At 47.0% G+C, this 14,202-nt stretch carries 12 protein-coding genes; all 12 read left to right on the plus strand.

The features are described 5' to 3' along the window. The first annotated feature begins 159 nt into the window (after nt 1-159). The 12 genes from ANCC_RS03885 (at nt 160) to ANCC_RS03940 (ending at nt 14,155) form a co-directional block, all read left to right on the plus strand. Nucleotides 160-2,346, plus strand: coding sequence for a PAS domain-containing hybrid sensor histidine kinase/response regulator (locus tag ANCC_RS03885; RefSeq protein WP_006568628.1), 2,187 nt, complete (start codon nt 160-162; stop codon nt 2,344-2,346). Next, nucleotides 2,343-3,497 (plus strand): glycerate kinase family protein, encoded by a 1,155-nt coding sequence (locus ANCC_RS03890; protein ID WP_006568627.1) that lies wholly within the window; start codon nt 2,343-2,345, stop codon nt 3,495-3,497. The genes ANCC_RS03885 and ANCC_RS03890 overlap by 4 nt, the downstream gene beginning before the upstream one ends. Then, nucleotides 3,484-4,215: a class I SAM-dependent methyltransferase gene (locus ANCC_RS03895; RefSeq protein WP_006568626.1), complete on the plus strand. Its 732-nt coding sequence runs from the start codon at nt 3,484-3,486 to the stop codon at nt 4,213-4,215. The genes ANCC_RS03890 and ANCC_RS03895 overlap by 14 nt, the downstream gene beginning before the upstream one ends. A 16-nt stretch (nt 4,216-4,231) precedes the next feature. Continuing rightward, nucleotides 4,232-4,834 (plus strand): pentapeptide repeat-containing protein, encoded by a 603-nt coding sequence (locus ANCC_RS03900; protein WP_006568625.1) that lies wholly within the window; start codon nt 4,232-4,234, stop codon nt 4,832-4,834. A gap of 88 nt (nt 4,835-4,922) precedes the next feature. Next, nucleotides 4,923-8,117 (plus strand): hybrid sensor histidine kinase/response regulator, encoded by a 3,195-nt coding sequence (locus ANCC_RS03905; protein WP_039947027.1) that lies wholly within the window; start codon nt 4,923-4,925, stop codon nt 8,115-8,117. 18 nt (nt 8,118-8,135) lie between these two features. Continuing rightward, nucleotides 8,136-8,972 carry a pyridoxamine kinase gene (locus tag ANCC_RS03910; protein WP_039947014.1) on the plus strand — a complete coding sequence of 279 codons (837 nt, stop codon included), beginning with the start codon at nt 8,136-8,138 and terminating at the stop codon, nt 8,970-8,972. Further along, nucleotides 8,953-9,219, plus strand: coding sequence for a TIGR04076 family protein (locus ANCC_RS03915; RefSeq protein ID WP_039947013.1), 267 nt, complete (start codon nt 8,953-8,955; stop codon nt 9,217-9,219). Before ANCC_RS03910 ends, ANCC_RS03915 begins: the two co-directional genes overlap by 20 nt. Nucleotides 9,220-9,389: 170 nt before the next feature. Then, nucleotides 9,390-10,001, plus strand: coding sequence for a 4Fe-4S binding protein (locus ANCC_RS03920; RefSeq protein ID WP_050754307.1), 612 nt, complete (start codon nt 9,390-9,392; stop codon nt 9,999-10,001). Nucleotides 10,002-10,004: 3 nt separating this feature from the next. Further along, nucleotides 10,005-11,543: an ABC transporter permease/substrate-binding protein gene (locus ANCC_RS03925; RefSeq protein ID WP_006568620.1), complete on the plus strand. Its 1,539-nt coding sequence runs from the start codon at nt 10,005-10,007 to the stop codon at nt 11,541-11,543. Between the two features lie 10 nt (nt 11,544-11,553). Then, complete coding sequence (locus ANCC_RS03930) at nt 11,554-12,354, plus strand: ATP-binding cassette domain-containing protein (RefSeq protein WP_006568619.1); 801 nt, start codon at nt 11,554-11,556, stop codon at nt 12,352-12,354. A 97-nt stretch (nt 12,355-12,451) separates the two neighbouring features. Beyond that, a complete protein-coding gene (locus ANCC_RS03935; protein WP_006568618.1) occupies nt 12,452-13,315 on the plus strand; it encodes a helix-turn-helix domain-containing protein in 864 nt (287 codons plus the stop codon). Nucleotides 13,316-13,750: 435 nt separating this feature from the next. After that, nucleotides 13,751-14,155: a transcriptional regulator GutM gene (locus ANCC_RS03940; RefSeq protein ID WP_006568616.1), complete on the plus strand. Its 405-nt coding sequence runs from the start codon at nt 13,751-13,753 to the stop codon at nt 14,153-14,155. Nucleotides 14,156-14,202 lie beyond the last annotated feature (47 nt).

Genomic DNA, 14,202 nt, shown 5'->3' on the forward strand with positions numbered 1-14,202 from the left:
AATCGGTTCTTTTTCGCAGTATGGTTTAAGATTACTCATTTGAGAGCGCAGTCCCGTAATTGCTTTTAGACAGTGTATTTGCTACAATTACCACAAAGAGTCGGCACAGAATGAGGGAAGCGTATGCTTTTATGGATTTAAAAAGCAGGAGGAAGATAAATGGATCTGAATTTGGGTCAGTTCATGAGTGATGCATTCGATGTGATGTACAAAAATGGGAATATCGGTCAGGCGGCAGACTGTATTTTGAAATTGATTGGAAGGGTTTTTAAGGCGGATGCTGCATATATTGCCGAGACTTCTGACAGCGGGGATCTGATAGAAAGAGTATATGAATGGAAAAACTGTACTGAATTTTCACTTAAAGAGGAACTGGAAGAAAGGAATTCCAAACTTTTGTACTGCCGGGAAGATTTCTGCTGTATTGGGTCTGATGAGTTTCCCATGGGTTTAACTGCAATATTTAAGGAAAAGGGGATCAGGTCCGCGGTCCAGTGTCCTATCTGGGATAATGGGCAGCCGGGAGGCTACCTGGGTGTCTGCAGCTGTATCCAGCCCGAATGCAGTTATCAGAGGGATGAGATCTACACGGCTCTTGTTTACATATCGCGTCTCCTTTCTGTGTTTATGCAGAAATCAAAACAGGAAGAACGCATGGGACAGAATCAAAGACAGCTGGAAGGTTCCTTAAAACAGTCGGAACAGAAAGCAGATACGGCTTATGAGATTTTGGATGCAATTTCTTCTGGAGTTGTCATTTTGAAGATGCCTTCTTATGATAAACTGATCCCTGTATACGGAAATATCGGACAATACCGTATGTTAAGGATTAAAAGGACGGCGCAGGATGCCAGGGTGCCGGATACGTCGGAAGCGGAATTGGAAAGCCAGTATTTTGACGATGCGTTTGCCGGGGTACATCCTGATGATATGGAAAGAGTGAGGAAAGAATATAAAGCCGGGTATGAGACAGAACATTTTGTCGTGAAGAAATACCGGCTCCTGCGGGGTGACGGCTCCTATGTGTGGGTGAATGCAGATCTGCGTCTGCAGGAGTCTGCTCCGGATTATAAACTGTTCTACGCCACTTATACAGATGTCACAGAAGAACATGAACTCCAGGAACAGCTTTCAAAAGCTTTAGAAAAACAGAAGATCATCTCTTCTGAGCTTGAACAGGCCAGCAATGCAAAGACTGATTTTCTGTCCAGAATGAGCCATGATATCCGGACACCCATGAATGCGATCCTGGGATTGGCTTCTCTTGCCAGAAATGAGCTGGATCATTCCGGCAAAGTGCGGTCATACCTGGATAAACTGGAAGCTTCAGGACAGTTCCTTTTAGGCCTGCTGAACGATGTTCTGGATATTTCAAAAATTGAAAGAAATGTGATCGAACTGAACCCAGAACCTTATGGAATTGACGAGTTTCAGCAGCAGGTAGAATCTCTGATCATTCCTCAGTGCCGCAGGAAGGACATCCAGTTTAATTTTTATAAAGAAGAGATAAGATATTCTACCATTCTGATGGACAAGCTGCGGATGAATCAGATCATTTTGAACCTTCTCAATAATTCGGTAAAGTATACACCCGGGGGAGGACGGATTGAACTGCATGTCAGAGATCTGGAAGAAAATAACGGAAGGATTCATATACAACTGCTGATCAAAGACAATGGGATCGGCATGAGCAAAGAATTTCAGGAACATATGTATGAACCGTTTTCCCAGGAGAGGAGGGAGAATGCAGGAGGCGATATAAGAAATTCGGGACTTGGGCTGGCAATTGTCCGGTCACTGGTAGAGCTGATGGATGGGAAGATACAGGTGAACAGTGAGGTGGGACAGGGAACCGTATTCACAGTTGATCTGTGGCCGGAGATCTGCGAAATGAACAAGGACTGTGCGGACCAGGACAAAAAGCAGGATTTTGACATCAAAGACGTCCGTATTCTTTTGTGTGAAGATAATAAACTTAATACAGAGATCGCTGTTTATCTTTTGGAAAATGCCGGAGCCGTGGTGGAATGTGCAGAAAACGGACAGGAGGCTGTCAGGAAATTTACGGATTCATGTCCGGGCACCTATCAGGTGATATTGATGGATATCCGGATGCCGATTATGGACGGACTTGAGGCAGCACGCCGTATCAGAGCCTTGAACCGGCCGGACTCAGAAAGGATTCCGATTTTTGCGATGACGGCAAATGCATATAAAGAAGACCGGGAAATGAGCAGGAATGCAGGTATGAACGAACACTTGGCGAAACCTATTGAGCCTGAATTATTATTTTCGGCAATTAGGGAGTATACAAAGCGTGGCAGAGACGGGAGGCAGTCCGGATGAAAATAACAGTTGCAATGGACTCATTTAAGGGAAGCCTGTCTTCTATGATGGCAGGACAGGCTGTTTCAGACGGCATCCTGCGTGTATATCCTGAAGCGGAAGTACAGGTAAGGCCGCTGGCAGACGGAGGTGAAGGAACGGTGGAAGCACTGGTCTGCGGTATGGGCGGGAAAGAAGAGAGAATTACCGTTACCGGACCGGTCGGGAAGCCTGTGGAGTGCAGTTATGGCTTAATTGAAAAAAGCGGTACAGCTGTTATTGAAATGTCTGGTGCAGCCGGAATAACGCTGGTCCCAGAAAAAGATAGAAATCCCATGTACACAACAACCTATGGTGTTGGAGAAGTCATTCGGGATGCAGTGCAGAAAGGCTGCCGCAAATTTATCATTGGAATTGGCGGAAGTGCAACCAATGACGGCGGGATTGGGATGCTTCAGGCCCTGGGATACGGTTTCCTGAATGCCGGGGGAGAGCAGGTTCCTTTTGGAGCCAGAGGACTCGCTGAGCTTGAGAGGATTACGGACACCTGCGTGCTTCCGGAGTTAAGCGAATGTAAGTTTGAGATCGCATGTGACGTGACCAATCCTCTGTGCGGGGATCGTGGGTGCAGTGCGGTCTATGGGCCCCAGAAAGGGGCTGATCCTCTGATGATAAAAGATATGGACCGATGGCTTGAAGGCTATGCTGAGCTTGCGGGGAAGAAGTTTTGCGGCGCTGATCCGAAACAGCCGGGAACCGGCGCCGCCGGAGGACTTGGATTCGCTTTTCTGACATTTACAAATGCGGTCTTGAAATCCGGAATTCAAATTGTACTGGAAGAAACCAGGCTGGAAGAATATATCCGGGAGTCCGGTTTGGTCATCACAGGGGAAGGACGGCTGGACGGCCAGACTGCAATGGGGAAAGCCCCGGTGGGTGTGGCAGAGCTGGCAAAAAAATATAACAAGCCTGTCATTGCATTTGCGGGATGCATTGCAGAAGATGCGCCGAAGTGCAACAGCCGCGGGATCGACGCTTTCTTTCCGATTTTGAGAGAGACAGTGACGATCGGAAAAGCCATGCAACCCGAATATGCACAGAAGAATATGGCGGCTGCGGCAGAGCAGGTCATGCGGCTATGGAGGTGCCGGGAGGATTATGAAAGAAAATAAATATGACAACGAGGAATTTTTTCTGAAATACAGTCAGATGGACCGTTCAAAAAGGGGGCTTAAAGGTGCCGGGGAATGGTCTGAGCTTCAGAAAGTCCTGCCTGATTTTGCTTCAAAAAGAGTTCTGGATCTGGGATGCGGTTACGGATGGCACTGCATTTATGCGGCGGAACATGGGGCTGAATCTGTGACAGGCATTGATATTTCAGAAAAAATGTTGGAGACAGCAGGTGAAAAAAACAGCCATGAAAAGATCCGGTACCGAAGATGTGCCATGGAAGATCTGGACTTTCCAAAGGAATCGTTTGATGTGGTCATCAGCTCACTTGCATTCCATTACGTGAAGGATTTTGAAGCCCTGGCAGAAAAGATCAGCCAATGGATTGTGCCGGGCGGGAAGTTTGTGTTTTCGGCAGAACATCCCGTATTTACCGCATATGGAACTCAGGACTGGTATTATGACGAAGACGGAGAGATTCTGCATTTCCCTGTGGACCGGTATTTTTTTGAGGGAAAAAGGGATGCGGTCTTTCTCGGAGAACAGGTAGTAAAATACCACAGAACGCTGACGACATATCTGAATACACTGCTGCGGCATGGCTTTGTGCTGAGACATATCACAGAACCCAAGCCGCCGGAGGAAATGCTGGATCTGCCGGGTATGCGGGATGAAATGCGCCGTCCTATGATGCTGATCGTGGCGGCAGAAAAGGAGTGACAAAAGGAGGCTTGGAATGCTGGAAGACGATGTGATAAAGGCGGCGGCCGAGGAAGAGCCGCTGATACAAAAAAACTATGAAGGAGAGACCCTGTGTCTGGAAATGCCTGTGAAGGTGGAATTTAATCATGTCTGCTTCAAAAAATGCAGGTTTGTATCATGTGATTTCAGCGGTTCTATGTTTTACAATGTAAAATTTGTGAATTGTGATTTCTCCAACTGCAGATTTCAGTCCTGCTATTTAAAAGAAACGGAGATATCGGGATGCAAAGGTGACGGAGGGGACTTCAGCCAGAGCACATTCCGCAAAACAATAGTGGAAGAAGGATGTTATCACTATGCCAACTATGAAAGCACACTCTGGGACGGATGCAGACTCAAAGGAGTTGACTTCAGCGAAGCATTTTTTGCGGAAGTCAAATTTAAAAAAGTCCGGTTTGAAAAAGTAAACCTTTCCCGGGTCGATTTTTTTAAGACACAGCTGGAAGGAATCGACTTATCGGACAGCAACATCGAGGGAATCATGATATCCGATACTTTTCGGGAACTGCGCGGGCTGAGGATCGGCCCGATGCAGGCTATGGATCTGGTGCGGTTCTTAGGAGTGAAAATCATCTGAGTTTTGTTATAAGCAAATGGGCACAGAGAATAAACCGTGTTATACTAATGACAGATGGGATAGATCTAAAACAGGAAAGGAAAAAGATATGCTTGACCATTTCAGGGATACGCAGAAAATGCAGGAGATTCTGCGGGAGGCACAGACAGGACTGTGGGTGATCGAATTAGATGACGGGCAAAAACCGAGGATGTACGCCGACAGCGCTATGCTGGAGCTGCTGGGGCTTGAATCGGAACCTTCGCCGGAGCAATGCTATCAGGCATGGTATGAACGCATCGAGGATGAGTATTGTCCGATTGTTGAGTCTGCGGTGGAAAAGATAATGAAAGATGAGCGGGCAGAAGTGCAGTATCCATGGGAACATCCAAAGTGGGGGCGTATCTATGTGCGCTGCGGAGGAGTCCGGGACTGGAGCTACAAAGAAGGAGTATGCTTAAGAGGGTATCACCAGAATATTACCAATACCGTCATGCTCAAGCAGGAGTATGACGCAGTCATACAGACTCTGAGCGACAGCTATACCGGGATTTTTCTCTGCAACATGAAGAACAGAACCTATAAGACGATCAAGTCGACAGATTCCTTCAGGGTTTATACGCAGATGTTTTCTGATTATGAAGAATTTTTAAGCTGCTATGCTGCCAATGAAGCGTCACCTGCATATGAAAAGATGATTTCAGAGTCATCAAAGAGCAGTTATATTGCCGGAAGGATCAGGGAAGGAGCGTCTCAGATTGAGGAATTCTACCGGAGCAGGACCGGTGGCTGGAGAAAGATCAGGATCGTGCCGTCCACAGGGTATTCTGAGGAATTTCCATGGGTGATCGTGGCATTTGATGAGCAGGATCAGGAGATGGAAAAAAGGATCAGTGCCAGAACTGCTCAGGTTGCGGTGTCGCAGATCTATCAGCTGGTCATCAGTGCGGATCTGGGGAAATCGGAGTACAGCTGTATCCATGGATCAGGAGAATGGGCTGAATTAAACCGACATGGGCCGTTTCCGGACTTCCACAGCAAGATGAAGCCGAAGATGCCTTCGGAGGACCGGAAAATATTTGATCATATATTTGACAGACAGAGTTACCGGGAAAAGAATTATCTGGAGGGAACTCTTCGTCTCTCAGATGAACAGGGGAATCTGCATTATTATAATTTTTATTCTGCCTGCATCAGGCAGAGCCTGGAAGAACATATTTTATTGACTCTTCGCTGTATTGATGATAAAAGAGAGTCCCAGCTGCGGGAAAATGTGCTCTCCAATCTCTGCGAGTGTTATTATTCGATCTATTTGTTTGATCTGGAAGAGGATATACAGGAAGCTATCTGGCAGGAGGATACTATTTACAGGAACAGAGAGTTTCCGAAAGGCAGCCTCGAACGTTATTACGGGAAATTTGTGCGGGAGCATGTCTTTGCGGAAGACCGGGAAAAAATGCAGAGAGCCGGCAGTCCTGAGTTTCTGAGACAGACTTTGTCTGAGGAGAATCCTGTATATGATGTAGATTTCCGCAGGATATATCCGGATCGTCTGGGCTGGGTGCGCTCCCGTTTCAGTATTGCTGAGATGAGAGACGGAAAGGTGACGAAGGTTGTCTTTGCCAATATGAATATCAATGAACAAAAGATGGAGGAATATGAGGAAGAAAAACAGAAGAAGCTTTACTTTGAGTCGAGAAATATTATCAAGGGACTCTCATCCTTCTATCACTCTGTGTTTTATGTGGATCTGGCAGATGAGTCGTTCCAGTCTTTCAGTATCAGAAAAGATCTGGAGGGGTATTTGGACGGCAGCGACCGCTATGAAAAACTCAAATCAGCGTACATGAAACTGATCCATGAAAATGAGAGGGATAAATTTGCGGGAGAGCTCTCTGTTGATTCCATACGGCAGAGGATTGGTGCCGGGGAAACGATTTATGCAAGGGAATTCAGACGGGACTATGACGGGTGTTACGGATGGATGCGCATCCATATCATATTGGCGGAGAGCCGGAACGGAATTCCGGTAAAAGTCATCCTGGCTGCCCACAGCGTAGAGGAGGAGAAAGAGCAGGAAGAGAGAAACAGAAAGGCGCTGCTGGCAGCGTACGAGGCCGCCAAGAAAGCCAATGAGGCAAAAAGCAGTTTTCTGGCCCAGATGTCCCATGATATAAGGACTCCGATGAATGCGATCATGGGCATGACCTCCATTGCTGCATCCAGGATCAATGATCCTGAAAAAGTGAGGGAATGTCTCACAAAGATAGACATGTCGAGCAGCCACCTGCTGGATCTGATCAATGAGATTCTGGATATGTCGAAGATAGAAAAGGGAAAGATCGAACTGACAGAAGAACCGTTTTGTCTGAGGGAACTGATCACGGATATCAACTCAATCACACGTCCGGAAGCACTGCAGAAGGGCCAGGAGCTTTTATTCAGAACTGTGGATGTAGTCCACACTGATTTTATCGGTGACGCGGGGAGGATCAGGCAGGTGCTGATCAATTTGATTACGAACGCTGTAAAGTACACCCAGAACGGGGGCAGGATCATCGTTGAAGTCCAGGAGGTTACTGGCCGCACGCCTGGGGCCGCAAGCTTTGTCTTTACTGTGGAGGATAACGGTATCGGAATGGACCCGGATTTTCTTAACTATATTTTTGTACCGTTTTCCAGGGCAGATGATTCCAAGGTCCGCAGAGTACAGGGAACAGGGCTTGGAATGTCCATTGCCCAGGGAATCGTTTCTGCGATGAACGGAAATATCCAGGCAGAAAGCCGGAAGGGTCAGGGAAGCCGTTTTATCGTCACTCTGAATCTGAAGATCGCCGATTCGGATCAGGTTGCGGAGCACAGGATGGCGGGATTTGAAATTCAGGATGGGCCAGGGTCTGATTCCAGGTGCTCGGACAGACTCAGGGGCAAACGGCTTCTGCTGGTAGAAGACAATGAACTTAATATGGAGATTGCGGAAACCATACTAACCGAAGCGGGCTTCGCGGTTGAAAACGCAGAGAATGGAAAGGAAGCTCTGGATATGTTTCTGGCCTCTGAACCGGGATATTATCAGGCAGTCCTTATGGATCTGCAGATGCCCGTCATGGACGGATACACCGCAGCAAAAGAGATCCGGAGCAGCACACATCCCCAGGCTCTTAAGGTTCCGGTGATCGCGCTGACGGCCAATGCCTTTGCGGAGGACATGGCTAAGGCGCTGGCAGCAGGCATGAATGATCATGTCTCAAAACCGATTGACTACAAGCGGCTCATAAGTGTTTTGGAAAAAAATATAGAGTAGGGAAAGATGAGGAATGACATGAAAGACCAAATACTGTTGATCAATGATCTGGCCGGTTACGGCAAAGTGGCCCTGTCTGCCATGCTGCCGGTCATGACCCACGCCGGACTTAATTTATATAACCTTCCCACTGCACTGGTCTCAAACACTCTCGACTATGGAAAGTTCGAGATATTAGAGACCACCGAGTATATGAGGAAGACAATGAAAGTCTGGGCGGAACTGGGATTTTCTTTTGACGCCGTCTGCACGGGATTTATCGCTTCCAAAGAGCAGGTGAAACTGATTTCAGGCTATCTGAGAGAGCAGAAAGAGAAAGGAACCTGGATTTTTGTCGATCCCATTATGGGAGATGAAGGAAAGCTTTACAATGGAATTGAAGAAAAAACCGTCGGCTATATGAGAGATCTGTGTTCCCTGGCCGATGTGATTGTGCCGAACCTGACGGAAGCAAGCTTTTTGGCGGGTATGTGTCAGGGAAAGGAAGTCATTACCCAGGGAGAGGGCAGAGAGATTCTCAAAAAGCTCAGAAAGCTTGGTGCGAAATCTATCGTCATCACGAGTGTAAAGACGGAGGCCGGGGATTTTGTTTTGATCTATGATCATCAGACGGATACGGTGTCTGAGCTTCCGTTTGAACAGATTCCGGTTCGCTTTCCCGGAACCGGAGATATATTTTCAGCCATTCTCGCAAGCCAGGTGCTGAATGGAACAGCGCTTGAAAAAGCGGCGCAGAGAGCTATGTCTGCGGTCAGACAGCTGATTGCTATTAACCATGAAACAGCTGATAAATTTAAGGGAATACCGATTGAGAAAAATTTGGAGGTGCTTAATTTTGAGTCGTCCGAAGATTAAACTTACATTGGTCCAAAGAAAAGGGGATCACGGATGTCACCGGGGACACAGGGTCGGAGACAGTTTTGATTTTGATACGGAGAGGGGCCGGCTTTGTCCGATGGCTATGCATGTGGCGTTTCCGTATGTTGATATTTTAAGATACGGGGGAACCATTCCGGGTCAGCCGGAAGGAACGGCGGTGTTCTGTTGTCCTGACGCGGATACGATCAATGTCTTTAAAGCTGAAATTATCAGTGAAGAATAGTGAGGAGCGGTTAATCAGAGTTAGCCGCTCCTTTCTGCATTTTATGGTATCCGAAAGATACCGGATTTCCTGGCGGTAACCATCCTACTTTTTTGTGCGTACTTTACGTTTGGAGATCGGGGAATTATCATGTGGTTAGAATCTGGGCAGTCACAAAGGAGGATAAAGGGATGACAGCAGAAGAGTGTATTAAATTATTAAGAGAGATCAAAGATGTGGCCTTCGCAACGGTCGATAAAGAAGGACATCCCCAGGTGCGCATCATCGATGTCATGATCGCAGAGGGAGAAAAGCTGTATTTTTGTACGGAAAGAGGGAAAGACTTTTACCGACAGCTGATGGCAAATGAATATACAGCCATTACAGGAATGAATAAAGAATTTCAGATGGTGAGGCTCTCCGGCCCGGTGAAAAAACTTTCGGATCAAAAAATGTGGATTGACCGGATCTTTGAGGAAAACCCGATGATGAACGATGTATATCCGGGGGAAAGCCGTTATATCTCGGAGGCTTTCTGCATCGAGGACGGCTGGCTGGAGTTTTTCGATCTGGGGAAAGTTCCGACCTATAGGGAACGTTTCACTATCGGCACAATGAAAAAAGAAGAAAAAGGCTTTTTGATCACAGAAGCCTGCATCGGCTGCGGGACGTGCAGGGACGTATGTCCCCAGCAATGCATCAGTGAGGGAAAGCCTTATAAAATACAGCAGGAACACTGCCTGCACTGCGGACTTTGTAAGGAACAGTGTCCTGCGGGCGCAATTCAAAGGAAGGATGGATAGTCTATGCTGCATCAAATGTGGAACGTATTAACACAGCGGAGCGGATTTTTCATGGGCTTGGCTTTCGAGCACCTTGAAATTTCTCTGATTGCTATTTTTATTGCGATTATATTTGGAGGTGTCGTGGGAATCCTGATCAGTGAGTATCAAAGGTATGCAAAACCGGCTCTTGGACTGATCAATTTTCTCTATACGATTCCATCGATCTCCATGCTGGGATTTCTGATCCCATTTTCCGGAATCGGAAATGCCACTGCGGTGATCGCTCTGACCGTATACGCGCTGCTCCCGATGGTGCGAAATACGCATACGGGAATGAGCAACATTGACGAAGGAATCCTTGAGGCTGCCAAGGGAATGGGCAGCACAAGGGCGCAGATTTTATTTAAGATTAAACTTCCGCTTGCCATGCCGGTCATCATGTCCGGAATCAGAAATATGGTCACAATGACCATTGCTCTTACAGGTATCGCATCGTTTATCGGGGCAGGAGGACTGGGAGTGGCGATCTACCGCGGTATAACGACCAACAATGGGGCGATGACTCTGGCGGGAAGCCTTCTGATCGCACTTCTGGCGCTGGCCATGGATTTTATTCTCGGCTTTGTGGAACAAAGAATGAAGGTAAGGGACAGGAAAGCACGGAAGGCAAACAGGATTTTATTGATCCTGGTTCTTGTGATAGCGGCAGCACTGACGGCTGGGGCCTTTTGGGGGCAAAAGAAGAAGGATACTGTCCATATTGCAACCAAACCGATGACGGAACAGTATGTCCTGGGAGAGATGCTGAGTATTCTTATTGAGCAGGAGACGGGGCTGAACACAGAACTGACCCAGGGTGTGGGCGGAGGAACCTCCAATATCCAGCCGGCCATGGAAAAAGGGGAGTTCGACATTTATCCGGAGTACACGGGAACCGGATGGAATATGGTACTGAAAAAGAGCGGCATTTATACAGAGGATATGTTCGGACAGCTGAAAGCCGGATATGAAGAAAAATGCGGGATGCAGTGGCTTGGAATGTACGGATTTAACAATACCTACGGATTGGCTGTGCGCCGGGAGACTGCGGAGAAATATAACTTAAGGACTTATTCAGATTTAAAGAGGGCGGCGGGTCAGCTGACTTTTGGAGCGGAGTATGATTTCTTCGAGCGGGAAGATGGCTACGACGCTCTGTGCAAGACCTACGGGTTCAAGTTTAAAAATACGATGGACATGGATATCGGCCTGAAATATAAAGCGATCGGACAAAAGAAAATAGATGTGATGAATATATTTACCACGGACGGACAGCTGAGTGTGTCTGATGTGGTCGTCCTGAAAGATGACAAGAACTTTTATCCTTCTTATTCCTGCGGAAATGTAGTCAGGGATGATGTGCTGAATGAGCATCCGGAACTGAAAGCGGTATTTCAAAAGCTTAACGGCATCCTCTCCGATGAGCTGATGGCAAAGATCAATTATGAAGTGGAGACGAAGAAGAAAGAACCTAAGGAAGCGGCAGAAGATTTTCTCAAAAGCAAAGGACTGTTAAAGTAAGGAGGCCCGGATGAGCAAAGCGATTGAATTCAAACAGATTAAAAAAGTATACGGCGAAAAAACCGTCATAGAAGGTTTTGACCTGACGGTTGAGCGGGGTGAATTTGTGACGGTGATAGGGTCCTCCGGCTGCGGAAAGACGACGGTTCTGAAAATGGTAAACGGCCTTGTAATCCCCGATGGCGGCAGTATTTTTGTGGAAGGCAGGGATATCTCAGAGATGGATATGATCAGCCTGAGAAGAAATATCGGCTATGCCATCCAGGGAAGCGTTTTGTTTCCGCATATGACGGTGGAAGAAAATATCTCCTATGTTCCTGACCTGCTCAACAAAAAGGATAAGGAGCGCACAAAAAAAGCGGTGGAGAAGTGGATGGGCATCGTGGGGCTGGAGGAAGATATGAGAGAAAGGTATCCTTCAGAACTTTCCGGCGGACAGCAGCAGAGAGTCGGAATTGCAAGGGCCCTGGCTGCCTCGCCGGACATCCTGCTGATGGACGAGCCTTTCGGAGCCGTGGATGAGATCACGAGAGGACAGCTCCAGACTGAACTCAGGCAGATCTATGAGAAAACCGGGATCACGGTCATGTTTGTGACCCATGATATCTCGGAAGCGCTGAAGCTTGGAACAAAAGTGCTGGTCATGGACCGCGGAAAGATTGAACAGTATGCCGCACCCGAAGATCTTTTAAAAGCCCCGTCCACAGAGTTTGTAAGCCGGCTGGTGGAAAAGGAGCGCAGAGTGTGTACGCTTCCCGATGAACAGCTGGCCGACTGCGGGCACAGCGGGGCGGCAGGACACCTCCTTTAGAGAGGAAAAAGTTGAAAAAGAGAGCATTCTACGGCAAGCGTACAACTTGAACATCCTTTAGACTTGTCTTATATCACAAAGAATCAGGAGGAAGAATATGTACGCTTGGGAAGCAATACAAAAAACGCTGGATTATATTGAAGAACACTATGGAGATGAGATTTCGGTAGATGTTCTGGCAGCAAAGGCACATTTGTCTAAGTACTATTATCAGAGGCTGTTTCACCGTCTGGTCCGCAAAAATGTAAATGAATATCTGAAACTAAGACGCCTTGCAAAATCCGCAGAAAAGCTCAGGGATCGGAGCTGCACGATTCTCGACGTGGCCCTGGAGTGCGGGTTTGCAGGCCACAGCAGCCTGACAAAGGCATTTCGGGAGACATACGGCATTACGCCGGATGAGTACAGGAAAAGTGATCTGACTCTGGATGCTTTTGTAAAGCCCGATCTTATGCTGAACCACACTCTGATCGAGGAGGGTGCTCCTCTGGCAGTGGAGCAGATGGTACTGGAGATCAGGAAGGAACATTTGAAGCAGGATGTTATTTTTACAGGAAAGAGCCGGACAGCATCCGTGAAGGAGTTGGGTGAGCCGAAGATCAATATGCTGACTGAATTGTGGAAACAGCTGCCTGAAGATCACAACAGGGAGTATGTAGACATCTTAACGCCTGGCAGTGATCCGGAGTATTTTGATTACTTTGTCGGAACAAAAAAACGAAAACAGGATCATGATTCTGAAGAAAGGACGATGCCAGAGGGCCGGTATATCGTGTGCAGTTATGAGGCAGAAAATTTTGAGATTCTTGTCTCTGAGGCTTTGTATAAAGCAAGCAGGTATTTGTATGATGTCTGGCTTCCAAAGAGAGGAATGATTCCGGAGCCTATTTTGATGCAGAAGTATTTCAGACCTGAGCAGGATGACTGCTGTATTGAATTGTGGGCCAAGATAAAGGAATAAAGAAACAGAGTAATAACCAACGTTTATAAGAATGCGTAAGGAAATCATTTGACTACGTCAAATCGCATCTGGTACGCAAAGTTGTCAAGCCTCTCAAAGAGTGAGGGGTTGGGGAGCTGAAGTGTGGGGCTTGCCCACCTTGTTCTATGTTTTTTCTCAATCTGAGTGTTGTGCTCTGCAGCTATATTCCCCCTGCCTGCGACGACTGACTTTAATATGATGATTTTATCACGATAATAACAGTTGCAATCAAGTTTCAATTCCTGTACAATAAACACAAGAACTGGACATGTCCATAAAGTTGATTTGTGTATATTTTTTTGAGGATACGATAAATACACAGTATTTACACTGTAAAAAGTGTTATGGATGGATATGTCCATAAAACATATTGGGGGAAGAGTCAATGCTCTGTGAGCAGAAGGAGGAAGTTTTATGAACAACAATTTGTTTGGTGTTGTGCTGTTATTTTTGGCGATGGCCGTTGTGAGCAGGCTGATGGCACTGCCTCAGATCCACAGGCTGAATAAACAGCTTGTAAAGATCAGGAAGTCGGGCCCGGTGTCCAGCGTAGGGCTCGCCCGTCACTGGAAGGGGAACCGCGCTTATGTACTGGTTACCGATGAGGAAGGGAATATTATCTGCGGTTATAAGACAAGCGGGAATTTTGTGTTTTCAGGATTTCGGGAGGATCATGAACTTAGGGAGAGAAATTACCGTGAAATTATAGAAGATCTGGGAAAAAAGAAAAAGCTGTCTCAGCTTGAAAAAGCAAAATGTATGGCGGCTGAGTATCTGGAAGATGGATTTAAAAAGCAGAAGCAGGCAGATGCCGCATAAACCGATATTGATGATATAAAAACAGGAAGAAAGACCTGATAAGGGTT

The sequence above is a fragment of the Anaerostipes caccae L1-92 genome (assembly GCF_014467075.1).
Classification (GTDB): domain Bacteria; phylum Bacillota; class Clostridia; order Lachnospirales; family Lachnospiraceae; genus Anaerostipes; species Anaerostipes caccae.